Origin of the sequence: Streptomyces sp. NPDC048297, from assembly GCF_043201585.1 — a bacterium.
GTDB lineage: Bacteria > Actinomycetota > Actinomycetes > Streptomycetales > Streptomycetaceae > Streptomyces.
In genome coordinates this window covers 170,982-197,412 of record NZ_JBICZA010000008.1, presented here as the reverse complement: position 1 = coordinate 197,412, position 26,431 = coordinate 170,982, and the positions used below count along the sequence as shown (strand labels likewise).

The following is a 26,431-nucleotide window of genomic DNA, read 5'->3' as shown; positions in this document are numbered from 1 at the left end:
ACTGGGGGCATGACGACATCTCAGGAAGAGCTGCTCCCCGCGACCCGTCGGTCGTTGCTGCACCGGATCGCGGTCGCCCAGGCGGAAGGGCGGGTGCCCTCGCTGGTCGCCGCGGTGGTGCGGGGTGGGCGGGCTGTGTGGCACGGGGCCAGGACTTCGGTGGACGGGCACGGGCCGGACGAGGACGTGCAGTACCGGATCGGCTCCATCACCAAGACGTTCACCGCCGTACTGGTGCTGCGGCTGCGCGACGAGGGACTGCTGGATCTCGGTGATCCGCTGGAGAAGCATCTGCCCGGCACCGGGGCCGGGGAGGCGACCATCGTCGAACTCCTCGCCCACACGGCCGGGCTCGCCGCCGAGTCGCCCGCGCCCTGGTGGGAGCGGACCCCGGGCTCGCTGCGGCCCGAGCTGAGCGATGTCCTCGGCGAACAGCCCCTCCTGCATCCCGTCGGACGGCGCCATCACTACTCCAACCCCGGCTACACCCTGCTCGGCGCGCTCGTGGAGGAACTGCGCGGTGCCCCCTGGGAGGAGGTGCTGCGCGCCGAGATCCTTGAGCCGCTCGGCCTGCACCGTACGAGCGCCCAGCCCCAGGCTCCGCACGCGGGTGGCTGGGCGGTGCACCCCTGGGCGGACGCGCTGCTGCCCGAACCGCTGGAGGATCTCGGCCGGATGGCGCCGGCCGGGCAACTGTGGTCCACCACGGGCGACCTCGCGCGGTTCGCCGCGTTCCTGGCGGCGGGGGACGAGCGTGTGCTGAGCGCGGAGTCCGTGGAGGAGATGCGTACCCCCGCCGCGCCGGCGGAGGCAGCCGACGTGAGGGACGGCGCCACCTATGGCCTCGGCGTGCAGGTCCAGCGCCGCGCCGGCCGGCTCCTGTTCGGGCACTCCGGCTCGCTGCCGGGTTTCCTGGCGAACCTCACGTTCAGCGTGGAGGACGACGTGGCGGCCGTGGTGCTGGCGAACTGCACCAGCGGTCCGCTGCTCGGGGCGGTGGGCGCCGATCTGGTCAGGATCGTCGCCGAGGCCGAACCGCGCATCCCCGAGCCGTGGCGTCCGCTGTCCGAAGTCGACCGGACCGTTCTGGAGCTGGCCGGGCAGTGGTACTGGGGCACCCACGCCTTCGCCCTGCGTGTGATGGCCGATGGGCTTCTTGCGCTGGGCCCGCTGACCGGAGGCGGGCGTCGAGCCCGCTTCCGGTCGAACAGTGACGGCACGTGGATGGGTCTGGAGGGCTACTACGCCGGGGAGCTGCTGCGGCCCGTACGGCGTCCGGACGGGGCCGTGAGCCATCTCGACCTCGGGTCGTTCGTGTTCACCCGGCAGCCGTACGACACGGAGGCTCCCGTGCCCGGCGGGGTGGATCCGCACGGATGGCGGGGGATCGAGAGGTCGTAGAAGGCCGTAGCCGGTCGTAGCCAGCAGCGGAGGGGATAGCGGCCTGTTTCACGTGAAACAGGCCGCTCCGTGCGATATGCGCCGTGCGTCAGTGCAGGCCGCCGTGTGAGGGCCGGCCGCCATGCGCGAGCGCAGGCGTCAGAGAGACAGCTTGAAGCCCTCGTGCGACGCGGTGAAGCCGAGCCGTTCGTAGAAGCGGTGGGCGTCGGTGCGGGTTTTGTCGGACGTGAGCTGCACCAGGTTGCAGTCGAGGCTCCGCGCGGTGTCGATCGCCCACCGGATGAGCTCGCTCCCCAGCCCGCTGCCGCGCTCGTCCGCGTGGATGCGTACGGCCTCGATGAGCGCGCGGGTCGCGCCCTTGTGGGAGAGCCCGGGGATGAGCGTGAGCTGCAGCGTCCCGATCACGCGGTCGTCGCGCACGGCGACGACGAGATGCTGGTTCGGGTCCGCCTTCAGGCGCTTGAACGCGGCCAGGTACGGGGCCAGGTCGTCCGGTGACTCGCGCCGTGCGCCCAGCGGATCGTCGGCGAGCATGGCGACGATCGCCGGGACGTCGGTCTCGGCCGCATGCCGTATGTCGAGATCTCCCATGGTCCGCACCCTACGCGGCACCTCGGGTCAGCCGGCGGCCACCGTCAGCGGGGCGAACCGGCGCGTCCAGTCCCCCGGCAGGTCCGTGATGCCGTAGGTCATGACCGCGTTGAAGGCCACGGATGCCAGTCCTCGCTGCTTCGCCCAGGCCAGCAACTCCTCGTGACGCACGTCGATGTCCGTCCGCAGCGGCCGGTCGGTGTGGGCGGCGAGTGAGGCGAGGAGAGCCTGGGCCGCCTCCGTGTCCCGGGCGATCAGCGGGCCCACGACATGGGTCTCCATGTTGGGCCAGGCGGCGGCGTAGCCGGTGATCCGGCCATCGTCCTCCGCCACGCGCAACTGGTCGGAGAAGGCGGGCAGGCGGGTGACGAGGGGGGTGCGGTCGGTGCCGAACACCTCCTCGTCGAGACGCAGGATCGCGGGCAGGTCCTCGGCGGTGGCGGCGCGCGTCGCCACGCCGGACTCGGGCCCGCCCGGGACGAAGCGACCGCGGATCATCTCCGCCCGTCCCGTGACCTTGAACCCCAGCTCCTCGTACAGCGGAAGGCCGTTGGGCGTGGCGTGCAGGGTCAGGGGTGTGGTGCCGTGCGCCGTGAGGACATGACGCATCAGACGGCGCCCCACGCCCTTGCGGGCATGCCGCCCGGCCACCAGGACCATGCCGACGGCGCCGAGATCCGGCCGCCCCCAGGAGCCGTACTCCGTGACGACGCACGCAGCGACGAGCCCACCGTCCGGATCGTCCATGCCGTACCCCTTGCCGGCCGTGAGCAGGAAGCCCCACTTGTGTTCCTCGCGTGGCCACCCCCGGTCCTCGGACAGGTCGGCGCAGGCGTTCAGGTCGCGCGGCGTCAGACGGCGGATGGGCAGAGCGGCGAGGGAAGGAGTCGACACGCAGGTCAGGCTGTCCGACCAGTACCCTCGGCGTCCACCTGTTTCGCCGCTGACACACGATCTTTTGGTCACGCCGTGGCCCAGTGCACAGGTCCCGTACGGGCAGGGGGGTTTCACGTGAAACAGCGCACGCCGATTAGCCTCGTGCCCCATGGCGAGACTTCATCTCTTCGACCTCGACGGCACGTTGCTCCACGGGACCACCGCTCCGGTGGAGATATCACGGCAGTTGGGGCGGGAGGCGGAGACCGTGGCGCTGGACCGGGCGATAGCGGAGGGGAGGATAGGCCCGCCGGAGTACGCGACGCGGGTGCACGATCTCTGGGCGGACCTCACCGAGGCGCAGGTGCGCGCGGCCTTCGAGGCGGCTCCGTGGCTGGCCCGGATCCGCGAGGTCTGGGCGGAGATCAGGAACACGGGCGACTACTGCGCGGTGGTCTCACTCTCGCCCTCCTTCTTCGTCGAGCGCCTCCTCGGCTGGGGCGCGCACGCCGCCTACGGCTCCCGCTTTCCCTCCGTGCCGTTCACCGAGCCCGTGGACCCGGCCGGAGTGCTCAGTGCCCCTGCCAAGGTGACCATCGCGGACCGGCTCTGCGCGGAGTTGGGCGTGGCTCGCGCGGACTGTGTCGCGTACGGCGACTCGCAGTCGGACAGGGATCTCTTCGCCGCCGTACCGGTGTCCGTCGCCGTCAACGCCGATGCCCATCTGACGGGAGTCGCCACTCACTCCTACACGGGACGGGACCTGTGGGACGCCTACGAGCTGGTGAGCCGCCCCGTGTAGTCGGTCCTTCGCCGGGCTCGGGCCGGGGAGCTGGTCGCCGCCGACCGGCCACGGCCGTCCGCCGAAGGGGCCGGCTACCCGAGGTCGGGCGCGTGTATGGCGCGGACGCCCTCGATGTTGCCGTCGAGGTAGTGCCGCAGGGACAGCGGGACGAGGTGGACGGAGGCGATGCCGACCCGGGTGAACGGGATGCGGACGATCTCGTACTCCCCGGCAGGGGCGTCCACTTCGGGGCCGTGGCGCAGCGACGGGTCCATGGACTCCAGCCGGCAGACGAAGAAGTGCTGCACCTTCACGCCGGTCGCGCCGCCGTCATCGCCGATGTGTTCCACGGTGTCCACGAAGCAGGGCACCACGTCGGTGATCTTGGCGCCGAGTTCTTCGTGCACCTCGCGGTGCAGGGCGTCGACGACGGTCGGGTCCTCGGGCTCGACTCCGCCACCGGGAGTGACCCAGTAGGGATCGACACCGGGCTTGGTGCGCTTGATCAGGATCAGGTCGTCACCGTCGAGGAGGACGGCTCGGGCGGTGCGCTTGACCACGGGTCGGACGGTCATGGGAGAAATGTGGCCCGGCTGGTTCCACGTGAAACATCCCAGGGCGCCCGAGCCTGAACGCGCGGTGTGACTCCTGGGGCGGACTGCTCAGCCCCAGCTCGTGGCTGCCCGGTGGAGCCACTCGTGTGCTCGCGCGACGTGGGGCAGGGCGAGCGTTCCGGTGCGTACCACCAGGAAGTACGTCCGCAGTGGTGGGACCGCCGGTTCGTGCAGCGTCACGACCTCCTCGCGGTCGAGAGCGGCGGCACAGAGATAGCGGGGCAGCACCGCCAGTCCCGCGCCCGCGCTGGTGCAGGCGAGCACCGCGCGGAGGTCGGGGACGATCACGGTGCCCGAGGCGGCCGGGCGCGAGTCGAAGACGGAGGCCCAGTAGCGCGAGACGAAGGGGAGCGACTCGTGGACCTCGACGACGGGCAGGTTCTCCAGGGACGGGGCGCCCTTGAGCCGCAGTGCCTCCGGGTCGATCCGCTGGGCCCAGCGCGGCGCGGCGACCAGCACATGCTCCTCGTCGCACAACGGGCCGGCGGTCAGCAGGGGGCCACGGGGCCGGGCGGTGCTGATGGCGAGGTCGTGGTGGCCGGCGGCGAGTCCCTCCAACACCTCCTCGGCGGTCCCGAAAGAGGCGCGCAGCGCGAAGCCCTGGCCGTCGTCGCCGGTCAGTTCCGTGAGCGCGGGAAGGGCGCGTTCGGCGGTGAACTCCGGGGGACCGGCCAGATGCAGGGTGCGCAGGGAGGACTCGTCGTCCAGGCCGCCCTCGGCGATCTCCACAAGGGCGTCGAGATGAGGGGCGGCCTTGTGGGCGAGTTCGTCGCCCATCGTCGTGGGTGTCACCCCGCGGGCCTGGCGCAGGAACAGGGGGCGGCCCAGCTGGCGCTCCAGGGTGCGGATCTGGGAGGTGACGGCCGGCTGGGACAGGCCCAGCAGGGCGGCGGCCCGGGTGAAGGAACCGGCCCGGTGCACGGTGACGAAGGTGCGCAGCAAGGCCAGATCCATGACAGGTCCTCCCCTTTCCTGCCTCTTCCTCCGGCCCCCAGGCAGGCCCCAACTATAAATAAGTCGATAGGTCTCTGTCGTTACCGTGATTGGACACTGACGCAGAGTCAACTAGCCTTGTTCGCACGGTTCTTCGCGCGCGGAACCGCAGACGGTCCGAGCCACGAGGGGGGAGGCTCGGACCGTCCCGGATGGACGTCCTGGATCGGCGTCCCGCTGGACGTCCCGGACCGGCGCCCGGATCAGCGTTCCGGACCGCGGGACGCCGTCGGGTTCACGTGGCGGACGCGTCCAGGGCCCGCAGTACGTCCGTCACCAGGTCCTCGGGGTCCTCGGCACCGACGGACATACGGATGAAGCCCTCGGGGACCGGGTCCCCGCCCCAGCGTGCCCGCCGTTCGGCCGTGGAACGCACCCCGCCGAAGCTCGTCGCGTCCTCGACCAGGCGCAGCGCCCCCAGAAAACGCTCGGCACGCGTGCGCGTGGGCAGCGTGAAGGAGACCACGGAGCCGTAGCGGCGCATCTGCCGCGAGGCGGTCCCGTGCGCGGGGTCGTCGGGCAGCCCCGGGTAGCGCAGGCCGGAGATCTCCGGCCGCTGCCGCAGCGCCTCGGCCACCGCGAGGGCGGTGGCGTTCTGCCGGTCGACACGCAACTGGAGCGTGGCGAGGGAGCGGTGCGCGAGCCAGGCCTCCATCGGCCCGGAGATCGCTCCGACGATCTTGCGCCAGCGGCGTACGGCGCCCATCGCCTCGGGGTCGCGTCCGGCGACGTACCCCAGCAGGACGTCCCCGTGCCCGGTCAGCTGCTTGGTGCCGCTGGCCACCGAGAAGTCGGCGCCCAGCTCCAGCGGGCGCTGTCCGAGCGGGGTGGCGAGGGTGTTGTCCACGGCCACCAGGGTGCCGCGCGCGTGGGCCGCCTCCACCAGCCGCCGGATGTCGCACACGTCGAGCCCCGGGTTCGACGGGGACTCGATCCACAGCAGCCGTGCGCCGTCGAGCGCGTCCAGCTGGGCGTCGCCGGCCGTGGGCGCGGTGCGCACCCCGATGCCGTACGCCTCCAGCTGGGCGCGCACCAGCGGCAGCACCTGGTAGCCGTCGGACGGCAGCACGACGGTGTCGTCGGCCCTCAGCTGGGAGAAGAGCACCGAGGAGATCGCCGCCATGCCGGAGGCGAACACCAGCGTCTCGACGTCGTCCCGCCCCGGCGCCTCCAGTTCGCCGATGGCGCGCTCCAGCAGCGTCCAGGTCGGGTTGTCGTCCCGGCCGTAGGAGTACGGTCCCGCCACCTCGCCCGGCAGGTGGAAGTGCGCGGCGAACACCGGTCCCGGAAGGGGCGGTTCGTTCTTGACCGGCTCGGGCAGACCCGCGCGTACCGCACGGGTGCCCTCGCCGGTGCGGTACGTGTCCTGGGCCGCGTCGCTCATGCCGGTCGTCCCTCCAGCTGTTCCCGTACGGCGGCGAGCAGCCCGGTGCTCGCCGCCTCCACCAGTTCGAGGCACTCCTCGAAGCCGTCCCGGCCCCCGTAGTACGGGTCCGGCACATCGAGGTCGCCCGCGGCCGAGGGGTCGTAGGAACGCAGCAGGCGCACCTTGCGGGCGTCCTCCTCGGTGGGGGCGAGGCGGCGCAGGGCCTTGAGATGGCCGGTGTCGAGGGCGATCACGAGGTCGAGGCGGCCGAACCAGGAGGCCTGGAACTGCCGCGCGGTGTGCTCGGCGGGGTAGCCGTGTTCGTCGAGGACCGAGACGGTGCGCGGGTCGGCGGCCTCGCCCTCGTGCCAGCCGCCGGTGCCGGCGCTGTCGGCCCCGATCAGGCCCTCGAGCCCGGCCTCCGCCACGCGCGTGCGGAATACCGATTCGGCCATCGGGGAGCGGCAGATGTTGCCGGTGCAGACGAAACAGACACGAAAAGTCATGGCGGGCTCAGTCCTCGTCGGGCAGCACGAGGTTCAGCGCCCACGAGACGATGGAGATGATCAGGCCGCCCAGTACGGCGGTCCAGAAGCCCTGCACATGGAAGCTCAGGTCGAGCTTGCCGCACACCCAGGACGTCAGCATCAGCATCAGCGCGTTGACGACCAGGGTGATCAGCCCGAGAGTCAGAACGAACAGTGGGAAGGTGAGTACCTTCACGATCGGCTTGACCAGGAAGTTCACCAAACCGAAGATCAACGCGACGATGATCAGCGTGCCGGCCTTCTTGGCCGTGCTGTCACCTGTGAGGGTGATCTTGTCGAGCAGCCATACGGCGACCAGCAGGGCACCGGCGTTGGCGATCGTCTTGACTACGAAATTCTTCATGTGTCTGATCGTGGCAGACCAGATCGATGTTGAGCAGTGAGCGAGGGCAGGCAACGCAGATGAAGGCATTCCGGCTGGACGAACTGGAGGCGGAGCGCGCCGCCAACGAGGGGGCCTACCTTCAGTTCCTGCGGGAGCGGAACATGTCGGTCGGCCTGTACGCCCTCAACACGGGCGAGCACGACCCGCAGAAGCCGCACAACCAGGACGAGGTGTACTTCGTCGTCAGCGGCCGTGCGTCGATCACGGTCGGCCTGGAGACCACCCAGGTGGCACGGGGCAGCGTGGTGTACGTGCCGGCCGGTGTGGCGCACAAGTTCCATCACATCAGCGAGGACCTGAGGGTTCTGGTGGTCTTCTCTCCCCCCGAGGCGTGAGCGCGGGCCTCAGGGTTCCCTCAGGGGTGGTTCAGGGGAGGACAAGGGGTGCGAGGCCCCCGCAGGGCCCCCTCGCGGCCCTAGCATCGAGTGCAGACATCGAGAACTGCCGACGCGAAGGACGAGGGAAATGCGGGACATCTTGGCGGGACTGCCGTGGTGGGTGAAGTGGGTCGCGGTGCCGGTCATCGCCCTGGTCGTGTTCGGCAGCCTGATAGGGGCCGTGGTCACCTTCGTGATCGGCCTGCTCTTCAAGGTGCTGGTGTTCGTCGCTCTCGTCGGCGGGCTGATCTACGTCGTCCGGAAGTTCACGTCGAACTCCTCGTCGCGCGGCGACTGGTGAGACACATGGGGAGCCGGTGAGCGGTAGCAGGAGGCACCGGTTCCCTCGGGCGGGGGAAGTTTCACCGGCAGGCCGTCTGAGCGCGGTGGCGGACGGTTAGAGTCCGGAACCCCGTGGGGCCCGGACCCTGCGGGTGGCACACCTCCACCCGTGTTTCCCCGCACGGGTCGCCCACCCTCGCTTCGGGAGTGACCCTTGGCCACGGTTGACACCGCCCCGGCAGAGCCCCACGCACCCCCCAGCCCACCGCGGTCCTGCGTACCCCCCATCCAGCGCCCGCCCGCCGCGACCCGCCCCGACAAGCACTCCGCGACCCTCATCGGGTCCGTCCAGCGCGCACTGCGCCTGCTGGAGGCCGTCGCCGGGCATCCGTACGGCGCCCCCGCCAAGCAGCTCGCCCGCGAGACCGGGCTCGCCCTGCCCACGGCCTACCACCTGCTGCGCACTCTCGTGCACGAGGGCTATCTGCGCCGGGAGAAGGGGCTGTTCTTCCTCGGCGACGCGGCCGATCGCCTCGGCAGCAGCGGAGCGGAGCAGAAACGTCGCAGCACGGTGGCCGACATGCTCGCCCACTGGCGCGATTCCATCGGTGTGCCCGTGTACTTCGCGATGTACCGGGACGGCGAGATCGAGGTCATGTGCGTCTCCGACACGCGGGAGACGCCGGCGGTCGAGGAGTGGGCCGACTTCCGCGAGACCGGGCACGCCCACGCGATCGGCCAGTGCCTGCTGTCCCAGCTGGACGAGGCCGCCCGCCGCGACCATCTCGCCCGCTATCCCGTGCGGCCCCTCACCCCCTACACCGCGCGCGACGACGACGCCCTGCTGCGCAGGCTGTCGCGGACGCGGCGCATGGAACTGGTGGCGGAGCGCCAGGAGTACGCCCTCGGCACGGTCTGCGCGGCCGTACCCATCACCGTCGGCGCCACGGCGGCCACGATGGCGATCTCGCTCCCCCTCCACGAGGCTGACCGGCTGGTACCCGCCGCCCAGCGGTTGCAGGTCGAGATCGGGCGCCATCTCGGCTCACTTGCTCTCTCTATCAGTATCTGAAAACTTACTCCTTGTGATCTGGTGTATACGTTCAGCAAGATTTGAGCACGGTCAGGGATCGATCCCGGCCAGTCGATGTCATAAGACGGGGTAGGCGATGCGCGAGTCCGTACAGGCAGAGGTCATGATGAGCTTTCTCGTCTCGGAGGAGCTCTCCTTCCGTATCCCGGTGGAGTTGCGCTACGAGACGAGTGATCCCTACGCGGTGCGGCTCACCTTCCATCTGCCCGGCGACGCCCCGGTGACCTGGGCCTTCGGACGGGAGCTGATGATCGACGGGGTCGGCCGGCCGTGCGGGGAGGGGGACGTGCACATCGCCCCCGCCGACTCCGAGATGCTCGGCGAGGTGCTGATCAGGCTTCAGGTGGGCAGCGACCAGGCTCTGTTCCGCTCCTCGGCGCCGCCGCTCGTGGCCTTCCTCGACCGTACGGACAAACTGGTGCCACTCGGCCAGGAGGGTGCGCTGGCCGACTTCGACGCCCACCTCGACGAGGCCCTCGACCGCATTCTGGCCGAGGAACAGAGCGCCGGCTGAAGCGTTACGGCAACGGAGCGCGGAGCGCTCCGTTGTGCCAGGGAACTCACGCAGAAACGCTTCTGCGAAGGGGGTTCGGGCCCTGCCGGACCCCGCTCACTGCTCCCCGCTCACCGCTGCCCGCGCCTCGCATCCCGCACCTCGCATCCCGCACCTCGCACCCCGCACCCCCTTCACCGCTTCCGGCGTCGGCCCCTGCCACTCCGGCCCGTTGCGGCGGAGGGGGCGGACGAGGTCGACGAGGTGGATGAGGCCGACGAGACGGACGGGACTCCGGCGGATGCCGCCGGGGCCGAGGCCGGGGACGGCCGGTCGGCCGAGACCACGAGGGCGGCGAGGGCGGTGGTGACCGGCACCGAGGCGACCAGGCCGATCGAGCCCACCAGCGTGCGCACGATCTCCTCCGCCACCAGCTCGCTGTTGGCCACGGTCCCCACGCTGCTCTGCGCGATCGAGAACAGCAGCAGCAGCGGGAGCGCGGCACCGGCGTAGGCGAGGACCAGGGTGTTGACCACGGACGCGATGTGGTCGCGGCCGATCCGGATGCCCGCCCGGTACAGCCCGCGCCAGCCCATCGACGGGTTGGCCTCGTGCAGTTCCCACACCGCCGAGGTCTGGGTCACCGTCACGTCGTCGAGCACACCCAGCGAACCGATGATGACGCCGGCCAGCAGCAGACCGCTCATGTCGATCGACGGATAGAGACCGTGGATCAGACCGGTGTTGTCGTCCGTGTTGCCGGTGAGCGCGGCCCAGTCGATGAACTCCGAGCCCAGGATGCCGATCAGCACGAGCGAGACCAGCGTGCCGAGCACCGCGACCGACGTACGGGCCGACAACCCGTGGCACATGTAGAGCGCGATGAGCATGATCGCACTCGCCCCGACCACCGCCACGAGCAGTGGATTCGAGCCTTGCAGGATCGCGGGCAGGATGAAGAGGGTCAGCACCAGGAAGCTGACGGCCAGCGCGACCAGCGCCATGAGACCTCGGAGCCGGCCCACCACCACGACGGCGACCGCGAAGATCCCGGCGAGCAGGGCCATGGGGAACTTCCGGTCCACATCGGTGACCGAGTACTGAAGGTCCCGCGGCGCCGTGGGCTCGTAGGCGACGATGACCTTCTCGCCCTCGTGCAACTGCCGTGTCTGGTCGGGCTGCACGATCTCGGTGAAGGTACGGCCCTTGTCCTTGCCGGTGTCGACCCGGATCGTCGCCTTCTTGCAGGTGTCGCTCTCCTTGTCCTGCGCCGAGTTGCCCTCGGCGGCGGAGGCGGAGGCGTCGCTGGGCGGCGCCTGGCCCTGGGCGTTGACCGACTTGCAGCTCACCTCGACCACTTTGCTGACGGTCGCCTGCTGCGACTGGCGGTCGAAGCCGACGCCGCTGCGCTGGTGCGGCGGGGCTCCACCGGGCCAGAGCACCGCGAGGCCCACCACGACGGCCGCGGTGAACGGGACCAGGATCGCCGCGATGACCTTGCGCAGGTGCTTCGAGACAGGAGCGGCAGGTCCGTGACTGTGACTGTGCGAGTGGCTGTGCCCGCCACCAGAGCTGTGCCCGCCACCGGAGCCGTGACCGTGCCCGTCGTCCCTGCCGTCGCCGGACCCGCGGCCGTGCCCGTCGCCTCCGCCCCCTCCGGAGCCGGTCCCATAACCGTCACCCCGGCCGCCCCCCGAGCCGTGACCACCACCGGCCCCGTGACCGCCGCCGCCAAAACCATGACCACCGCCGGAACCATGCTGGTCCCCGGAACCATGCTGGTCCCCGGAACCATGCTGGTCCCCGGAACCATGCTGGTCCCCGAAACCACGGCCACCGCCGGCACCGCGGTGGTCCCCGGGGCCTGGGCCGCCACCGTGTCCGGTGGGGTGTGCGGGACCTTGCCGGCGGGGTGGGCCGGGAGGTGGGTACGGGGGCTGATGTGTCGTGGTCACGGCCCGATCATTGCAAGAACGGCAGAGGCCCACTGTTCATCACGCCACACATGACGCTAGCGTGGAGGCACCTTTGCACACGCGGGAGCTCGGAGCACCGGGCTGAGAGGGCGCTGACCTCCGTATTCGCGATGTTTCACGTGGAACGTGGTTTCACGGGAAACATCCGCAGACGGACACCGCTGCGTCGACCGCCGAACCTGTTACCGGGTAATGCCGGCGTAGGGAGTAGGTCTCATGACCAACAAGGACGCACGCACGCCTGCCTCCACGCAGAACGCGACCGAGGGGTCGCCGAACACGGAGGCTGGGAAGTCCATCGGCTGGCACAAGGCGTATGTCGAGGGTTCGCGCCCCGACCTGCGCGTGCCGGTCCGTCAGGTGCACCTCACCAACGGGCAGTCGGTCACGCTGTACGACACATCGGGCCCGTACACCGATCCACTCGTCGACACCGACGTCCGCAGGGGCCTGCCGCCGCTACGGGAGAACTGGATCATCGGCCGCGGCGACACCGAGGAGTACGCGGGCCGTCCCGTCCGTCCCGAGGACGACGGGATCAAGCACACCTCACCGCGCGGTGGTCTGCGCAACCTGGACGCGGTCTTCCCGGGACGCCCGCGCCAGCCGCGCCGGGGGCGTGAGGGCCAGGCCGTGACGCAGCTGGCGTACGCGCGCCGGGGCGAGATCACGCCCGAGATGGAGTACGTGGCCGTCCGGGAGAACGTTTCGCCCGAGGTCGTCCGCGAGGAGATCGCGGCGGGCCGCGCGGTTCTGCCCGCGAACGTGAACCACCCGGAGATCGAGCCGATGATCATCGGCAAGCGGTTCCTGGTGAAGGTCAACGCCAACATCGGCAACTCCGCCGTCACCTCCTCGATCGAGGAGGAGGTGGAGAAGATGACCTGGGCGACCCGCTGGGGCGCCGACACGGTCATGGACCTCTCCACCGGCCGCAACATCCACACCACCCGCGAGTGGGTGCTGCGCAACTCCCCCGTCCCCATCGGCACGGTGCCGCTCTACCAGGCCCTGGAGAAGGTCGACGGCAGGGCCGAGGAACTGAGCTGGGAGATCTACAAGGACACCGTCATCGAGCAGGCCGAGCAGGGCGTGGACTACATGACCGTCCACGCCGGCGTGCGCCTGCCGTACGTCCCGCTCACCGCCAACCGCAAGACGGGCATCGTCTCGCGCGGCGGCTCGATCATGGCGGCGTGGTGCCTGGCGCACCACAAGGAGTCGTTCCTGTACGAGAACTTCGAGGAACTCTGCGAGATCCTCGCCGCCTACGACGTCACGTACTCGCTGGGCGACGGCCTGCGCCCCGGCTCCATCGCGGACGCCAACGACGAGGCGCAGTTCGCGGAACTCCGCACGCTCGGGGAACTCAACCGGATCGCCAGGCGTTTCCATGTACAGACGATGATCGAGGGCCCCGGGCACGTCCCGATGCACAAGATCAAGGAGAACATCGACCTTCAGCAGGAGATCTGCGATGACGCTCCGTTCTATACGCTCGGCCCGCTGACCACGGACATCGCGCCGGCGTACGACCACATCACCTCCGGTATCGGCGCCGCGATGATCGCCTGGTGGGGCACGGCGATGCTCTGCTACGTCACGCCCAAGGAGCACCTGGGCCTGCCCAACCGTGACGACGTCAAGACCGGCGTCATCACCTACAAGATCGCCGCCCACGCAGCCGACCTCGCCAAGGGGCACACCGGTGCGCAGGAGTGGGACGACGCGCTGTCGGACGCCCGCTTCGAGTTCCGGTGGGAGGACCAGTTCAACCTCGCCCTCGACCCGGTGACGGCACGGGAGTTCCACGACGAGACGCTGCCGGCCGAGCCCGCCAAGACGGCCCACTTCTGCTCCATGTGCGGGCCGAAGTTCTGCAGCATGAAAATTAGCCAAAGCATCACAGAGCGGTTTGGTGGTGCGGCGGCTGAGGGGGCGTCGCCGGAGGAGGTCGCCGAGGGGATGCTCCAGAAGTCGAAGGAGTTCGCTGAGGCGGGGAACCGGGTGTACCTGCCGATCGCGGACTGAGCCCGATCTACGGCGGTCCGTGCTACCGAACAGTCTGAAGCTGTCGGAGCACGGACCGCTTTGTCGTTCCCGGCGCAGGGTGGCTGAAGTGCTGGAGTCGTCCAGGGCAACGCTTATTCCGTTTTGAACCCCCGACACCTTGGCCGGCATTAAAAAGCGGCCGCAAGACCTGATTAGACGCGTGTTCGATTTCCTGCACGCCGGAGGCTGCCACCCCAGCGAGGGGGCGCGCGTTTTCGTAAGTGTGCCCTTGACTCGGGGCACCAGTCGCTGCACTCTTGCTGTGGAAGATACGCGCGTAGATATCGGCCCAGTGTCGTTCATGCGCACGGGCCCAGCGCTCACATATGAGCGCTCACTCTAGGAAGGTAGTAGTCATGATCAAGAAATTCCTGAGACTCAGAGAAATGAGGCAACCATGCTACGAAAACTCGCAACGATCACATCCACCTTGTGGACTTTCCTCAGTGGTATCTCGGATTCAGTCTGGCGCTTCGTCTGTAGGGCGTTGCATGTCATCCGAACGGGTGGGGGGCGTTTCTGGCAAGCCGCGCGGCGACTTGAGCGACGGGTTCGCCCGTACGTCCGGCGTTTTCAAATTCTGAACCTCTACTGTCACGCCAGCCTTGTTCTGCTGGCACTCTATGAGTCGATCCGGATTACGGCAGACCCCAGTTATGCGCCGCTAATGCATCGGATTCTTGAGTTTCTCCTGTCACTGTTTGGCGTCATCTAAATAAATTTGACCTACGTGCGTATCTATCCACTACACGGCCGTCAGCGCGCGACGGCCGTGCATTATTTGGTGCGGGCTACTCTCATGTCTTGGAGTAGCCCGCAAACGTTTAGAACGGAAGCTCCGTCCTGGTAGTTCCTCGCTTGATGGTTGTCACCTGCTCGTGGAAATCGCGGGTGGCGCCTTCGCGGGGATACCGGGACCTGAGTTCCTTGTCCAGCTCGTCGGCGACTAAAAGCAGGGACGGGAGGGATTTGCGATCTGCTTCCAGGGCCTTGGTGCCCATGCCGATGGCTTCTTCGATCTCGCCCATCCGCGCGGCGGCGACACCGAGGGTGAGGCGGGCCTCGGCTGCTCGCATGGGGGAGATCTCGGTGCCGTCGGGGCCGGTGCTGATGCGGATCACTGAGCGGGCGTGGGCGGCGGCGCGCTCGTCGTCTCCGAGGAGACGGTAGGCGTCCATCTCGTAGAAGTCCCACTTGTCGGGGTCGATGATGAAGTGGTGTTCGGGGTGGTCCGGCTTGGGAAGGCGGTCCAGCCTCGCGCGGCCGGCATCGAGCGAATCACGGACGAGGCGGGCGTCACCCATGCGTGCGGTGGCTCGTGCCTTGTGTGCGTAGAGCTGTACGCCGACGGAGTGAGTCTGGTCCGCACGTGGTGCGCGCGTCCGCCCGTCGCGTCCTGGTCCACACGCCCTACAGCGCAGCCGTGGGGGAACTGAAACTCCGCTGGGGCGCCCAGCTCGACGCCCGTCCCCTGCGTGCCGACGGCGACGGCCCCGACGATGACGCCGTGGCTGCGTACGTTGCCAAGTACGTCACCAAGGGAGCCACAGAGACAGGAGCCGGCACCGACCACCCGCCCGCCACCAGGCACGACATCGAATCGGCACCCGTCAGCGAACACGTACGCACCCGCATGAGCACCTGCTGGCGCCTGGGCGGCCTCCCTGAGTACCAACACCTCCGCCTGCGGGCCTGGACCCACACCCTCGGCTACCGGGGGCACATCCTCGCCAAGTTCCGTGCCTACTCCACCACCTACGCCGCACTCCGGGCCGAACGCGCCCACCACGTGGGCCACGCCGACCTGCCCGATGCGATCACCGAACGGCACTGGCGTTACGTCGGTTCCGGCCACACCCCCGGCGCTGCCCTCATCGCGGCAGGGATCGCGGAGGACATCGACCGGAACCGTGTCGTCGCTCGCGACTCGCTCCGCGCTGGCGGTGATGCCGTCTGACCACGTCTACGAGACAGTCCGCTGATGCGGAGCGAGAGGAAGCCGCAATATGCGCATGGATCGACCGACGGATACGGGAATCTCCCCCACTCTCCGACGATCAGTTGCGGAGTGTGGGGGAGATCCTCGGCCTCCGGCTTACTCGGAGGTCCGCCACACAGGCTTGAGAAGCTCGGGGTCGAACGTCTTGTTGCCCTTCCCTCCCGGCGAAGCGATCACCGCGCTCAGCACCTTCTTGATTGCCTCGCGCTTCTGGGTGAGCGTCTTCGAACCCCAGGACTTCCGGATGTCTTCCTTCGCCTCCTCGGCCTCGGCCTTCAAGGCTTCGTGGGCCCTTTGGTCCGCACGCAGCTCCTTGATCCGGCGCTCAAGGACGGGGAGGTTGCGGAAGAACGTCTCGTCATCGATGTCCGTGTCCTCGTCGTCGTGCCAACGGCGCTCCAACTCGTTGCGGCTCTTGATGGCCCGGTCGAGAGTATCGGCCTTGTCCCAGTCAGGTACGTCCTGAGCCTTGGTGGCGGCGTCGTGCTCCAGCTTGACGATGACGAGTTCCTCGATGATCTTGTCCGTCTTGTCGCCTCGCTTGTAGGTCTTGTTGCAGCCACCGTCCACGGTCTTCTTGCACATGTAGGCGTGCTGGTACTTGAGCCAGTCGTTCGCCTTGATCCCGATCATCTTGTTGTTGCAGAACGTGCCGTCGTCCAGCACGTTGCCGCAGCGCATGATGCCGGTCAGCAGGTACTTGTGGACCAAGCCACCGCGGGGGACGCCGGTCCCGCCACCCCGCTCCCTGATCTTGGCGGTGACGGCGAACCACTCCTTCGGAGTGATGATCGGCTCCCACTGGCCGACGATCGGTTGGTCGTCGCCGTCGCGGACCAACTCGCCCTTGATCTGCCGGTATCCGCAAAGCCGCGCGTTCATCAGCACCTGCTTGACGGTCTGGTACTGAAAGGGGTTGCCGCGACTCGTGATGAACTCCGCATCCTTCCACCGCCGGGTGATCTCGGAAATGGAGGCACCCGCGATCACGTCGTGCACGGCCTTCCGGATCGTGTCCGCCTCCTTCTGCCGCAACGTGACCTTGTCGTCCTCCCACCCGAAGGGGCGCCATGCGGCCACCGCCTGGCCACGGATCGCCCGGCTGCGATGGCTGTTCCTGCTCCTCCGCTGCTTCTTCCTCGTCTCGCTGAGAGACATGGCGACTCCCACAAGTCCCTTGATCTCGAACCCTTCGGCGTACAGGTCCTGGAATCCGTTCGAGTCGTGGTAGACGCGCCCCTCATGTGAGGTGAAGGCCTTCAGATACCGCTCCCAGTCACTCGGGCGCCGGTACAGCCGGTCGTCGTTCACCGCCATCACGCCGTGGATGGGGTACCCCTCTGGTGTCGTCCCCGCTGTGAGGTCGACCAAGAGCTGTTCGAAGTCGTCGCGTACGACGTTCTCCTTGCTCGCGCTCTTGTCGTTGTCCGTGTAGCGGTACACGACCAGCCAGGCAAGCGCGACGAGGTGGTCGGCAAGCTGCGGGGCGTGCCGGCGGGACTGCCGTCCGTCGAGGAAGTACGCACCATGCTGGCCGCCGATCCCGACTTGAAGTGCGTCGTCAGCTATGCGCGGATCTCGTTCGACGGCCGTGTGAAGGACGCTCAGGAGTTCGCGGCCGCGGGTAACCGGGTGTACCTGCCGTTGGCGGACTGAAGCGCTGCGGGGCGCTGATTCCCGGGTGTGAGGTGTCCGGGGAGCAGCGCCCGCAGGGAGACCGCTCGGTGGTGGCACGTATGTGTCGCGGGCGCTGCGGCCGTCGCGGGCGTCGGCGAGTAGCCGGGTGTGCTGCCGGGGGTCCGGCCGCGCCCCTCGCAGGGGGCGCAGGCCGGGGGTCATTCCGGTCGGTGGTCCGGGCCGCCGAAGTCGGGGCTCGTGTAGTCCGGGCTGGTGTAGCTCGGACGGTCGGAGGCACGGCCGTCCTCGGGGCTGCTGAAGCCGGGGCGGCCATAGCCCAGGCGGGGCATCCTGCCGGTCGGGGACGGAGGCGCGGCGCGGTGCAGGGCTGCCGTGCCGGGCTGGGCGAGGGCGTCCCTGAAGAACGGCAGGATGCCGCGCTCCAGCAGGGCGTCCCGCCACGCCTCTCTGGCCCTGTTCACCTCTCGGCTCGCTTCGTCGTGGGCCGAGGCCTGCGCGGAGGCGTTGTTGCGCAGGGCGGTGAGCAGCAGTCCGCCGGCGGCGACGAGGACCGCGGCCGCGGTCAGGGCGCCGAAGACCCAGCCGGCGGTGAGCATGGTCCGGGCGAAGGCCTGTCCGGGGGCGAGCATCTTCAGGATGTAGCCCATGAGCAGGAAGATCGCGGCAGAGGTGCCGGCGAGGACGGGAGCCAGCACGGCGATCACCGCGATGGCGCCCGCGCCGGTGGACTCGGCGGCTTCGCCGAGGGTGGTGGCGAGCCCCAGCGCACCCGGACCCGGTTCCGCGGAACCGGAGTCGGTGGACGACGGGGTGGACGGCGCCGGGTGGCGCAGTTCCTCGCGGACCTTCACATAGTGCTGGTACTCGGCCGCCGCGGCGGCCGTGATGAGGGCGGTGGCGTTGAGCGCCATGGTGCGCAGTTGTTCGGCGTTGAGCCGCTGTCCGACAGCGGCGAGTTCCGGGCGGTGTGGTGCGGAGCGCAGCGCCTCATCGAGGACCCGCTCGAATTCCTGGCGGTCCTCGCTCAGCAGGTGCTGCGGAACGCTGTTCATGTGCATCCCCCGATGCTCCGTAGGGCTTGGGGCTCGCACGCCGGCGAGCCGTCGGGCAGAAACGGAGGGGAGCCTGCTACGGATAAGCCGATGGTAGAGCCGTGACGGCACACGGTGACAGGGGGTTGCCGGAATTGGGTGGCGGCCCGCGCCCACCCGGAGGGGTCGGATCCGGGTGGTGAATTCTCAGGATTCCAGCGGAAGTTGCTGGACCAGCAGCTTTCCGGCCATGGTCACGCCGCCGTCCATGGCGATGGCGAGTCCGTCGGCGTAGACGTGCGGTCCCTCGACGTGGGGGCCGCCGCCGTCCTCGCCGTCCTCGGAGCCGACCTGGCCGAGCAGGTAGGGAATCGGGCTGTGGCCGTGAACGATCCGGGTGCCGCCGTACGTATCGAGGAGGGAGCGCACGGCGTCGGCGCCGCCCTCGTCGCGGAAGGAGAAGCGCTTGGTGAACTTGCGGAACAGATCCCAGCACTCGTCCGCGTCGTTGCGGGTGAGGGTTTCGCGGACGGTGTCGTTGACGGCCTCGATCGAGTCGCCGTAGTCGAGATAGGCGGTGGTGTCCGAGTGGACGATGAGGTGGTCGTCGACCTCCTCGATGGCGTCCAGGCGGGCCATCCACTGCAGATGGTGGTCCTGGAGGCGGTCCATGTCGGTCTTCTGGCCGCCGTTGAGCAGCCAGGCCGCCTGGAAGGTGGCGGTGCCCGCACCGGAGTTGACGGGGGTGTCGCCGAAGCGCTTGGCGCCGAGCAGGAGCAGCTCGTGGTTGCCCATGAGGGCCTTGCAGTAGCCGCCGGCGGCGGCGGCTTCGGCGGACAGCCGCATCACGAGGTCGATGACGCCGATGCCGTCCGGGCCGCGGTCGGTGAAGTCGCCGAGGAACCACAGCCGGGCGGTGCCCGCGCACCACTGGCCCGAGGCGTCGATGAGGCCCTTCTCCTCGAGGGCGGCCAGCAGTTCGTCGAGGTAGCCGTGCACGTCACCGACGACGTACAGCGGGCCGGGGCCGTTCGCGGGCTGCGGGGCGGGGGCGGCGGGGGCCGGTTCGACGGGGACCTGGAGCGTGTCGCCGCGGTTGATGACGGGCAGGTCGCGCTGCGTGGGCGTGTAGCCGTCGTCGAGGGGAGGGTGGGTGTCACCGGGGTGGGTCTGGGCGCGCGGACCGGTCTCGTGGACGTACGCGGGCACCCGGAAGTCGCGCAACGTCGCCGTCCGTTCCACTTCGGGTCCCCGACCGGCCCCCTGAGTCATCAGACCCCTCCACCATCGCGCCGCAGCTGCACCGCGTCGGACTGCCTGGTCGCAGCGGCCCGCGGTGTCGTGCGCCCATCATAGGAATGCGGGTCGCGCCATGTGATGACCCAGGGGTGGTGAATCGGAGCAAGACTCCTGTTCATCGCGGCTTTCGCCCCGTTTGGGCACGAGTTCGTCCGGCAGTCCTCGCTCCGCCGTCCGCTCGGCGAAGAGGTTGCCCGGCCTGTTGAGCGGTGGGGCGATGCGCGGCACGGCGTTGACGGGCAGGCGGCTCGGCCCGTACCGGCAGGGCCGGGACGGGCGACGGGGCCGTGCGCACGGCCCCGCCCGCTGCGTGGGTCCGGCGAAGTCCGGTGGGTTCGGCGGCGCCCCACAGGGGCGCGGGGAACTGCGCGACCGGCCACGGCGGACCCGCGGATGACGCACCGGATTTCCCACCGGATTCCCACCCGGATCTCCAACAGAGCGACCGGCAGAGCGTTCAGCAGAGCGATCAGCGGAGCGCTCAGCCCTTCTCCGGTGCCCGCGGGGGGCTGACCGTCGTGCGCGGAGGACGTCGCTGGGACGAGGTACGCACGATCAGTTCGGTCGGTATCACCTGCTCGACGGGCTGGTCCGACTCGACTCCCTCGATGGCGTCGATGAGGAGCTGGACCACGGCCGTGCCGATGCGGCGCGGCTTCAGGGAGAGCGTGGTGATGGGCGGCTCGGTGGTGGCGTACACGGTGGACTCGCTGCAGCACACCAGCAGCAGGTCGTCGGGGACGCGCAGGCCGTAGCGGCGGGCGGCGGCGAGCAGGTCGGTGCCGTTGGGGTCGAACAGGCCGTAGACGGCGTCGGGGCGGTCGGGGCGGGCGAGCAGCCGGTCGGCGGCGACGGCGCCCGCGCAGGGGTCGTGCGCCGGGTAGGCCTCGTAGACCGGGTCCTGGTCGACCTGCTCGCACCAGCGCAGGTAGGCGGTGGTGGACAGGTGGGTGTACGTGTCCGTGGACGTGCCCGTGAGCAGACCGATCCGGCGGGCGCCGGCGGCGGCGAGATGGTCGAGGATGCCGAGGACGGCTGCCTCGTGGTCGTTGTCGACCCAGGCGGTGACGGGGAGGGGGCCGGCCGGGCGGCCGTCGGAGACGACCGGTAATCCCTGCCGGACCAGTTCGCTGACGACCGGGTCCTGGTCGGAGGGGTCGATGACGACCGTGCCGTCCAGGGCGACGTTGGACCACACGTCGTGGCGGGAGGTCGCGGGCAGGATGACGAGGGCGTAGCCGCGGGCGAGTGCGGCCGAGGTCGCGGCCCGCGCCATCTCGGCGAAGTACGCGAACTCGGTGAAGGTGAAAGGTTCATCCCCGTACGTCGTCACGGTCAGGCCGATCAGTCCGGACTTGCCGGTACGGAGGGTGCGGGCGGCGGCCGAGGGGCGATACCCCAGCCGGTCGGCGACCTCGCGGACATGGCGGCGGGTGGCATCCGGGAGCCGGCCCTTGCCGTTGAGGGCGTCGGAGACGGTCGTGATGGAGACTCCGGCGGCGGCGGCCACGTCCCTGATGCCCGCCCGACCCGGCCGGTTGCCTCGACGTGAAGTTTCCGCGCGGCTCACCTGGTGCTTTCCTGCTGCTGTCATGGCGAGCCGATAGTAGGGCTCATGCGGTGGGGTAGTGCGGACGCATATGCGCACATTGACAGGCACGTTTCTGCATGATCATTAAAGGCTAACAGCCTTAGAAAGCATGTCAGTTGTGCGGTTCGGTGGTAGGACGTGACGTGGTGGCGCGCATAGGCCTGCCAAGTGTCCGATGTTTCGAAGAGGTCTCATCTCACCTTCACGGGTGATGCGCGCCACGGCGTGAGCTACCGGCGCATAGATATATGTACAGCGCGCCCCCGATCCGTACGCCTTCGTGTGGTGATGCCCCTGATGCCCCAGGGGTGGACGGGGTTCGCGTCCTGACGCTCCACGGCAGTACGCAAGCGCGTCGAATCCTCATAAGGTGAGGAGTATGGAAGCCGGTGGTGTCGACGGGTCGCCGGTGGTCGCGAGGAGGATGCGGTGAGCGAGACGAGCCCCAGGCTGCGCGCAGAGCTGGAGGGTATCCCCACCTACAAGCCGGGCAAGCCCGCCGCGGCCGACGGACCGGTCGCCTACAAACTGTCCTCCAACGAGAACCCGTACCCTCCGCTGCCCGGCGTGATGGAGAGGGTCACGGCGGCAGCCGCCGACTTCAACCGCTACCCGGACATGGCCTGCACCGGGCTGATGAACGAACTGTCGGAGCGCTTCGGCGTCCCGCTCGCCCACCTGGCCACGGGCACCGGCTCGGTGGGGGTGGCCCAGCAGCTGATCCAGGCCACCAGCGGCCCGGGCGACGAGGTGATGTACGCCTGGCGGTCGTTCGAGGCGTACCCGATCATCACGCAGATCAGCGGCGCCCGGTCGGTGCAGGTTCCGCTCACGCCGGGCGACGTGCACGACCTGGACGCGATGGCGGACGCGATCACCGACCGGACGCGGCTGATCTTCGTCTGCAACCCCAACAACCCGACGGGCACGGTGGTGCGGCGGGCCGAGCTGGAGCGGTTCCTCGACCGGGTTCCCGGTGATGTGCTGGTGGTGCTGGACGAGGCATACCGGGAGTTCATCCGCGACCCCGAGGTGCCCGACGGCGTCGAGCTGTACCGCAAGCGGCCCAACGTCTGTGTGCTGCGCACGTTCTCCAAGGCGTACGGCCTCGCCGGCCTGCGCGTCGGCTTCGCGATCGGCCACGAGCCGGTGGCGGCGGCGCTGCGCAAGACGGCGGTGCCCTTCGGTGTCAGCCAGCTCGCGCAGGAGGCGGCGATCGCCTCGCTGCGGTGCGAGGACGAACTACTGGGCCGCGTCGGCTCGTTGGTGTGCGAGCGCGCACGCGTGGTCGACGGGCTGCGCGCCCAGGGCTGGACGGTGCCGGAGACCCAGGCCAACTTCGTGTGGCTGCGGCTGGGGGAGCGCACGGCGGCGTTCGCGGCGGCCTGTGAGGAGCACGGTGTGGTGGTCCGGCCGTTCCAGGGCGAGGGTGTGCGGGTGACGATCGGGGAGGCCGAGGCGAACGACATCTTCCTGAAGGTGTCGGAAGCGTTCCGCAAGGAGAGCTGAGAAGGCTCCGGGAGAAGTCCCGGAACGGTTCCGGGTGGGCCCCGCCTCGTGCGGGGCTCTCCTCGTTTCCGGGTGCTGTTTCCGGGCAGGCGACGGTGCCGGGTTCGACCACCTGTTGGGCGTCCGTCTCACATGAAGGCGTCCGTTTCACGTGAAACAGAGATGCCTGTGTCGAAATAGACCTCTCCGCCCCATATGTGGGCCGTTGTCTGTTCTCTGTGAGGGCGCACGGGTCATCGGCGTGGCCTGCGGAGGGGGACGTCACGCGCCACTGAGGATGAGCGCGCCCAGCGTGATCTGAGTACACCACTGCAGCAGGACGACCCACGCCCTGGCGCCCGCCCATCGGGCTCGGGGCCATGCCAGCGCCAGAACGCCGGCCGCGAGGGCGCCCGAGAAGCAACCGTAGAGGGCGTCACCCGGGACCGTCGAGCACTGCTCGCCGTACATCAGGCAGCGGGTGCCGCGATCGGTGCTGAGTACGGCGATCCAGGCGACGACGACAGTCGGCAGCAGCAGGACGAGTCCGGCGACGGACCATCCGGTGACGAGGCGCGCTGAGCTGGGCTGCGGAGCGGGATTCATGTCCTCATCCCAGCGCACCGCCCCGCGTGTGGTGATCCGGTCGCGTACTCAACTCTCGTGAGGACACGTGCTCAATGCCCCCGCGATCGCCACCCATGAGTACGGGGCGTCGGGCGGAGGGGTGCGGCGAGATGGCCGGAGCGGAGGGCCAGGAGGTCCGTATCCGCGTGGCGCGCAACTCAACAAGACGTTGAAGTCGCTGCCGAGGCCTTGACGAGACGGCAAAGGGGAGACCCCCTGTCGATTGCCGAAAATCAGTGCGTCATAATGGCTTGTGAATGTGAACGCGTTCACAAGCTCGACCGGATTGCCCTGTTTGCGTGTGACAAATGGGGTGAGCCGCCGCTTCAGTACGGCGACGTAAGGAGAGTGACGACGTGGAACTGGCTCTGGCGCCAGAGACACTGGCGCGCTGGCAGTTCGGCATCACCACCGTCTACCACTTCCTGTTCGTCCCCCTGACGATCTCGCTGGCCGCCCTCACGGCCGGACTGCAGACCGCCTGGGTACGCACGGAGAAGGAGAAGTACCTCAGGGCGACGAAGTTCTGGGGCAAGCTCTTCCTGATCAACATCGCCATGGGCGTGGTCACGGGCATCGTGCAGGAGTTCCAGTTCGGCATGAACTGGTCGGCCTACTCACGCTTCGTCGGTGACATCTTCGGTGCCCCGCTCGCCTTCGAGGCGCTGATCGCGTTCTTCTTCGAGTCGACCTTCATAGGCCTGTGGATCTTCGGCTGGGACAAGCTGCCCAAGAAGATCCACCTGGCGTGCATCTGGATGGTCTCGATCGGCACGATCCTGTCCGCGTACTTCATCCTCGCGGCCAACTCGTTCATGCAGCACCCCGTCGGCTACCGGATCGACAAGGCACGGGGGCGCGCCGAGCTGACCGACTTCTGGGCGGTGCTGACCCAGAACACCGCGCTCACCCAGGCCTTCCACACGCTGTCCGCGGCGTTCCTGACCGGTGGCGCCTTCATGGTGGGCATCTCCGCCTATCACCTGGCCCGCAGGAAGCACATCCGCGAGATGAAGACCTCGCTGCGGCTCGGCCTGATCACCGTGGTCATCGCCGGCATGCTCACCGCGGTCAGCGGTGACACCCTCGGCAAGGTCATGTTCAAGCAGCAGCCGATGAAGATGGCGGCAGCCGAGGCGCTGTGGGACGGACAGAAGCCGGCACCGTTCTCGATCTTCGCCTACGGCGACGTCGAGAAGGGCCACAACACCGTGGCCATCGAGATCCCGGGCGTGCTGTCCTTCCTCGCCAACGACGACTTCACCTCGTACGTCCCCGGCATCAACGACGTCAACAAGGCCGAGCAGCAGAAGTTCGGGCCCGGTGACTACCGGCCCAACATCCCGGTCGCCTTCTGGGGCTTCCGCTGGATGATCGGCTTCGGCATGGCCTCCTTCGCCATCGGTCTGGCCGGACTCTGGCTGACCCGCAAGAAGTTCCTGCTCCCGGAGCACCTGAGGGTCGGCGAGGACGAGGTGCCGCACCTGGTCCTGTTCCGGAAGAAGGCCCTCGGCCCGCAGCTGACCCCCTGGTACTGGCGCATCGCGACCTGGACGATGGCCTTCCCGCTGATCGCCAACTCCTGGGGCTGGATCTTCACCGAGATGGGCCGTCAGCCGTGGGTCGTCTACGGCGTCCTGCAGACCCGGGACGCGGTCTCCCCCGGTGTCTCCCAGGGCGAGGTCATCACCTCGATGGTCGTCTTCACCGCGCTGTACGCGATCCTCGCCGTGATCGAGGTCAGGCTGCTCGCGAAGTACGTCCAGGCCGGCCCGCCCGAGCTGACCGAGGCCGACCTCAATCCGCCCACGAAGATCGGCGGCGACCCGCGGGACGCCGACAAGCCGATGGCCTTCTCCTACTAGGCCGAGGGGACAGTCATGGAACTGCACGACGTCTGGTTCGTCCTGATCGCCGTCCTGTGGACGGGCTACTTCTTCCTGGAGGGCTTCGACTTCGGGGTCGGCATCCTCACCAAGCTGCTCGCCAGGAACCGGCCCGAGCGCCGAGTCCTGATCAACACGATCGGACCGGTCTGGGACGGTAACGAGGTGTGGCTGCTCACGGCGGGCGGCGCGACCTTCGCCGCCTTCCCGGACTGGTACGCCACTCTCTTCTCCGGCTTCTACCTCCCCCTGCTCGCCATCCTGGTCTGCCTGATCGTCCGGGGCGTGGCCTTCGAGTACCGGGTCAAGCGGCCCGAGGAGAGCTGGCAGCGCAACTGGGAGATGGCGATCTTCTGGACCTCGCTGATCCCGGCGTTCCTGTGGGGCGTGGCCTTCGGGAACATCGTGCACGGCGTGAAGATCGACCGGAACTTCGAGTACGTCGGCGGCCTGGGGGACCTGTTCAACCCCTACGCCCTGCTCGGCGGTCTGGTGACCCTCACCCTGTTCACCTTCCACGGGGCGGTGTTCACCGCGCTGAAGACCGTCGGTGACATCCGGCTGCGGGCACGGAAGCTGGCGCTGCGGGTCGGTCTCGTCACCGCGGTCGTGGCGCTCGGTTTCCTGCTGTGGACGCAGGCCGACAAGGGGGACGCCAAGAGCCTTATCGCCCTGGTCGTGGCGGTCCTCGCGCTGGTGGCCGCCCTGGTCGCCACCCGGGCAGGGCGTGAGGGATGGGCGTTCGCGCTGTCCGGCGTGACCATCGTGGCCACCGTGGCGATGCTCTTCCTGTCGCTCTTCCCGAACGTCATGCCCTCCACGCTCAATGCGCACTGGAGCCTGACGGTCACCAACGCCTCGTCGAGTCCGTACACCCTGAAGATCATGACCTGGTGCGCGGCGATCGCCACACCCCTCGTCCTGCTGTACCAGAGCTGGACCTACTGGGTGTTCCGCAAGCGGATCGGCACGCACCACATCGCCGACACCGCTCACTGAATCCGCCAAGGGTATGTTTCACGTGAAACACGCCCCTCGGGA

At 68.9% G+C, this 26,431-nt stretch carries 25 protein-coding genes, 1 pseudogene and 1 riboswitch; of the genes and pseudogenes, 12 read left to right on the top strand and 14 right to left on the bottom strand.

Going from position 1 to position 26,431, the window contains the following annotated elements; translation table 11 throughout:
• Positions 1-9: 9 nt before the first annotated feature.
• Entirely contained in the window at positions 10-1,401 is a 1,392-nt protein-coding gene (locus tag ACGFYV_RS11605) for a serine hydrolase domain-containing protein (protein WP_393878157.1), read from the top strand.
• A 138-nt stretch (positions 1,402-1,539) separates the two neighbouring features.
• Here ACGFYV_RS11605 and ACGFYV_RS11600 read toward each other — a convergent pair whose 3' ends face one another.
• Positions 1,540-1,992 carry a GNAT family N-acetyltransferase gene (locus ACGFYV_RS11600; protein ID WP_393878156.1) on the bottom strand — a complete coding sequence of 151 codons (453 nt, stop codon included), beginning with the start codon at positions 1,990-1,992 and terminating at the stop codon, positions 1,540-1,542.
• A gap of 27 nt (positions 1,993-2,019) precedes the next feature.
• Complete coding sequence (locus tag ACGFYV_RS11595) at positions 2,020-2,886, bottom strand: GNAT family N-acetyltransferase (RefSeq protein ID WP_393878155.1); 867 nt, start codon at positions 2,884-2,886, stop codon at positions 2,020-2,022.
• Positions 2,887-3,037: 151 nt separating this feature from the next.
• Between ACGFYV_RS11595 and ACGFYV_RS11590 the strand changes: the two genes are divergently transcribed.
• Complete coding sequence (locus ACGFYV_RS11590; protein ID WP_393878154.1) at positions 3,038-3,670, top strand: HAD family hydrolase; 633 nt, start codon at positions 3,038-3,040, stop codon at positions 3,668-3,670.
• A gap of 74 nt (positions 3,671-3,744) precedes the next feature.
• Here ACGFYV_RS11590 and ACGFYV_RS11585 read toward each other — a convergent pair whose 3' ends face one another.
• From ACGFYV_RS11585 to ACGFYV_RS11565, 5 genes are all read right to left on the bottom strand, one after another.
• The gene (locus tag ACGFYV_RS11585; RefSeq protein WP_393878153.1) at positions 3,745-4,227 is read right to left on the bottom strand and encodes an NUDIX domain-containing protein; all 483 of its coding nucleotides are present in this window, start codon (positions 4,225-4,227) and stop codon (positions 3,745-3,747) included.
• Between the two features lie 87 nt (positions 4,228-4,314).
• The gene (locus ACGFYV_RS11580; protein ID WP_393878152.1) at positions 4,315-5,220 is read right to left on the bottom strand and encodes a LysR family transcriptional regulator; all 906 of its coding nucleotides are present in this window, start codon (positions 5,218-5,220) and stop codon (positions 4,315-4,317) included.
• Positions 5,221-5,494: 274 nt separating this feature from the next.
• Positions 5,495-6,643 (bottom strand): cystathionine gamma-lyase, encoded by a 1,149-nt coding sequence (locus tag ACGFYV_RS11575; protein WP_393878151.1) that lies wholly within the window; start codon positions 6,641-6,643, stop codon positions 5,495-5,497.
• Positions 6,640-7,131 carry a low molecular weight protein-tyrosine-phosphatase gene (locus ACGFYV_RS11570; RefSeq protein WP_393878150.1) on the bottom strand — a complete coding sequence of 164 codons (492 nt, stop codon included), beginning with the start codon at positions 7,129-7,131 and terminating at the stop codon, positions 6,640-6,642. Before ACGFYV_RS11570 ends, ACGFYV_RS11575 begins: the two co-directional genes overlap by 4 nt.
• A 7-nt stretch (positions 7,132-7,138) precedes the next feature.
• Positions 7,139-7,516 (bottom strand): phage holin family protein, encoded by a 378-nt coding sequence (locus ACGFYV_RS11565; RefSeq protein ID WP_393878149.1) that lies wholly within the window; start codon positions 7,514-7,516, stop codon positions 7,139-7,141.
• Between the two features lie 59 nt (positions 7,517-7,575).
• On the opposite strand from ACGFYV_RS11565, the gene ACGFYV_RS11560 reads away from it, so the two are divergent.
• The 4 genes from ACGFYV_RS11560 (at position 7,576) to ACGFYV_RS11545 (ending at position 9,824) form a co-directional block, all read left to right on the top strand.
• Positions 7,576-7,893 carry a cupin domain-containing protein gene (locus ACGFYV_RS11560; protein WP_393878148.1) on the top strand — a complete coding sequence of 106 codons (318 nt, stop codon included), beginning with the start codon at positions 7,576-7,578 and terminating at the stop codon, positions 7,891-7,893.
• A gap of 130 nt (positions 7,894-8,023) precedes the next feature.
• Positions 8,024-8,236: a DUF5326 family protein gene (locus tag ACGFYV_RS11555; protein WP_393878147.1), complete on the top strand. Its 213-nt coding sequence runs from the start codon at positions 8,024-8,026 to the stop codon at positions 8,234-8,236.
• Positions 8,237-8,431: 195 nt separating this feature from the next.
• Positions 8,432-9,289 (top strand): IclR family transcriptional regulator, encoded by an 858-nt coding sequence (locus ACGFYV_RS11550; RefSeq protein ID WP_393878146.1) that lies wholly within the window; start codon positions 8,432-8,434, stop codon positions 9,287-9,289.
• A 97-nt stretch (positions 9,290-9,386) separates the two neighbouring features.
• Positions 9,387-9,824, top strand: a complete 438-nt coding sequence (locus ACGFYV_RS11545; protein ID WP_393878145.1) for an SsgA family sporulation/cell division regulator — start codon at positions 9,387-9,389, stop codon at positions 9,822-9,824.
• Positions 9,825-9,997: 173 nt separating this feature from the next.
• Here the strand turns inward: ACGFYV_RS11545 and ACGFYV_RS11540 are convergent, their stop codons facing one another.
• Positions 9,998-11,758, bottom strand: coding sequence for a YibE/F family protein (locus ACGFYV_RS11540; protein WP_393878144.1), 1,761 nt, complete (start codon positions 11,756-11,758; stop codon positions 9,998-10,000).
• A gap of 71 nt (positions 11,759-11,829) precedes the next feature.
• Positions 11,830-12,003: riboswitch (TPP riboswitch) on the top strand.
• Here ACGFYV_RS11540 and thiC point away from each other — a divergent pair.
• Entirely contained in the window at positions 11,996-13,810 is a 1,815-nt protein-coding gene (thiC, locus tag ACGFYV_RS11535) for a phosphomethylpyrimidine synthase ThiC (RefSeq protein ID WP_393878143.1), read from the top strand. Its footprint overlaps the riboswitch before it by 8 nt.
• A gap of 845 nt (positions 13,811-14,655) precedes the next feature.
• Here thiC and ACGFYV_RS11530 read toward each other — a convergent pair.
• A complete protein-coding gene (locus tag ACGFYV_RS11530; protein WP_393878142.1) occupies positions 14,656-15,135 on the bottom strand; it encodes a hypothetical protein in 480 nt (159 codons plus the stop codon).
• A gap of 65 nt (positions 15,136-15,200) precedes the next feature.
• On the opposite strand from ACGFYV_RS11530, the gene ACGFYV_RS11525 reads away from it, so the two are divergent.
• Positions 15,201-15,788 (top strand): replication initiator, encoded by a 588-nt coding sequence (locus ACGFYV_RS11525; protein WP_393878141.1) that lies wholly within the window; start codon positions 15,201-15,203, stop codon positions 15,786-15,788.
• A gap of 138 nt (positions 15,789-15,926) precedes the next feature.
• On the opposite strand, the pseudogene ACGFYV_RS11520 reads toward ACGFYV_RS11525, so the two are convergent.
• Positions 15,927-16,844, bottom strand: a pseudogene (locus ACGFYV_RS11520) (recombinase family protein); the annotation flags it as partial.
• Positions 16,845-17,297: 453 nt separating this feature from the next.
• Here ACGFYV_RS11520 and ACGFYV_RS11515 point away from each other — a divergent pair.
• Entirely contained in the window at positions 17,298-17,486 is a 189-nt protein-coding gene (locus ACGFYV_RS11515; RefSeq protein ID WP_393878140.1) for a hypothetical protein, read from the top strand.
• A gap of 179 nt (positions 17,487-17,665) precedes the next feature.
• Here ACGFYV_RS11515 and ACGFYV_RS11510 read toward each other — a convergent pair whose 3' ends face one another.
• The 3 genes from ACGFYV_RS11510 to ACGFYV_RS11500 form a co-directional block, all read right to left on the bottom strand.
• On the bottom strand, positions 17,666-18,526 hold the full coding sequence (locus ACGFYV_RS11510) for a hypothetical protein (RefSeq protein ID WP_393878139.1): 861 nt from the start codon (positions 18,524-18,526) through the stop codon (positions 17,666-17,668).
• Between the two features lie 180 nt (positions 18,527-18,706).
• A complete protein-coding gene (locus ACGFYV_RS11505) occupies positions 18,707-19,771 on the bottom strand; it encodes a metallophosphoesterase (RefSeq protein WP_393878138.1) in 1,065 nt (354 codons plus the stop codon).
• A gap of 508 nt (positions 19,772-20,279) precedes the next feature.
• A complete protein-coding gene (locus ACGFYV_RS11500; protein WP_393878137.1) occupies positions 20,280-21,392 on the bottom strand; it encodes a LacI family DNA-binding transcriptional regulator in 1,113 nt (370 codons plus the stop codon).
• 426 nt (positions 21,393-21,818) lie between these two features.
• Here ACGFYV_RS11500 and hisC point away from each other — a divergent pair, with 426 nt between their 5' ends.
• Positions 21,819-22,898, top strand: a complete 1,080-nt coding sequence (gene hisC, locus ACGFYV_RS11495) for a histidinol-phosphate transaminase (protein WP_393878136.1) — start codon at positions 21,819-21,821, stop codon at positions 22,896-22,898.
• Between the two features lie 261 nt (positions 22,899-23,159).
• Here hisC and ACGFYV_RS11490 read toward each other — a convergent pair whose 3' ends face one another.
• Entirely contained in the window at positions 23,160-23,483 is a 324-nt protein-coding gene (locus ACGFYV_RS11490) for a hypothetical protein (RefSeq protein ID WP_393878135.1), read from the bottom strand.
• Positions 23,484-23,860: 377 nt separating this feature from the next.
• Here ACGFYV_RS11490 and ACGFYV_RS11485 point away from each other — a divergent pair, with 377 nt between their 5' ends.
• Together ACGFYV_RS11485 and cydB are read left to right on the top strand one after the other, a co-directional pair.
• A complete protein-coding gene (locus tag ACGFYV_RS11485; RefSeq protein WP_393878134.1) occupies positions 23,861-25,369 on the top strand; it encodes a cytochrome ubiquinol oxidase subunit I in 1,509 nt (502 codons plus the stop codon).
• Positions 25,370-25,384: 15 nt separating this feature from the next.
• The gene (gene cydB, locus ACGFYV_RS11480; protein WP_393878133.1) at positions 25,385-26,389 is read left to right on the top strand and encodes a cytochrome d ubiquinol oxidase subunit II; all 1,005 of its coding nucleotides are present in this window, start codon (positions 25,385-25,387) and stop codon (positions 26,387-26,389) included.
• The last annotated feature ends 42 nt before the right edge of the window (positions 26,390-26,431 follow it).

Bases quoted from the DNA above. Each gene is read 5' to 3' on its own strand.
- ACGFYV_RS11605 (WP_393878157.1), top strand. From the start codon at position 10: ATGACGACATCTCAGGAAGAGCTGCTCCCCGCGACCCGTCGGTCGTTG.
- ACGFYV_RS11600 (WP_393878156.1), bottom strand. From the start codon at position 1,992: ATGGGAGATCTCGACATACGGCATGCGGCCGAGACCGACGTCCCGGCG.
- ACGFYV_RS11590 (WP_393878154.1), top strand. From the start codon at position 3,038: ATGGCGAGACTTCATCTCTTCGACCTCGACGGCACGTTGCTCCACGGG.
- ACGFYV_RS11585 (WP_393878153.1), bottom strand. From the start codon at position 4,227: ATGACCGTCCGACCCGTGGTCAAGCGCACCGCCCGAGCCGTCCTCCTC.
- ACGFYV_RS11580 (WP_393878152.1), bottom strand. From the start codon at position 5,220: ATGGATCTGGCCTTGCTGCGCACCTTCGTCACCGTGCACCGGGCCGGT.
- ACGFYV_RS11575 (WP_393878151.1), bottom strand. From the start codon at position 6,643: ATGAGCGACGCGGCCCAGGACACGTACCGCACCGGCGAGGGCACCCGT.
- ACGFYV_RS11570 (WP_393878150.1), bottom strand. From the start codon at position 7,131: ATGACTTTTCGTGTCTGTTTCGTCTGCACCGGCAACATCTGCCGCTCC.
- ACGFYV_RS11565 (WP_393878149.1), bottom strand. From the start codon at position 7,516: ATGAAGAATTTCGTAGTCAAGACGATCGCCAACGCCGGTGCCCTGCTG.
- ACGFYV_RS11560 (WP_393878148.1), top strand. From the start codon at position 7,576: ATGAAGGCATTCCGGCTGGACGAACTGGAGGCGGAGCGCGCCGCCAAC.
- ACGFYV_RS11555 (WP_393878147.1), top strand. From the start codon at position 8,024: ATGCGGGACATCTTGGCGGGACTGCCGTGGTGGGTGAAGTGGGTCGCG.
- ACGFYV_RS11545 (WP_393878145.1), top strand. From the start codon at position 9,387: ATGCGCGAGTCCGTACAGGCAGAGGTCATGATGAGCTTTCTCGTCTCG.
- thiC (WP_393878143.1), top strand. From the start codon at position 11,996: ATGACCAACAAGGACGCACGCACGCCTGCCTCCACGCAGAACGCGACC.
- ACGFYV_RS11530 (WP_393878142.1), bottom strand. From the start codon at position 15,135: ATGGGTGACGCCCGCCTCGTCCGTGATTCGCTCGATGCCGGCCGCGCG.
- ACGFYV_RS11510 (WP_393878139.1), bottom strand. From the start codon at position 18,526: ATGCACATGAACAGCGTTCCGCAGCACCTGCTGAGCGAGGACCGCCAG.
- ACGFYV_RS11505 (WP_393878138.1), bottom strand. From the start codon at position 19,771: ATGACTCAGGGGGCCGGTCGGGGACCCGAAGTGGAACGGACGGCGACG.
- ACGFYV_RS11500 (WP_393878137.1), bottom strand. From the start codon at position 21,392: ATGACAGCAGCAGGAAAGCACCAGGTGAGCCGCGCGGAAACTTCACGT.
- ACGFYV_RS11490 (WP_393878135.1), bottom strand. From the start codon at position 23,483: ATGAATCCCGCTCCGCAGCCCAGCTCAGCGCGCCTCGTCACCGGATGG.
- cydB (WP_393878133.1), top strand. From the start codon at position 25,385: ATGGAACTGCACGACGTCTGGTTCGTCCTGATCGCCGTCCTGTGGACG.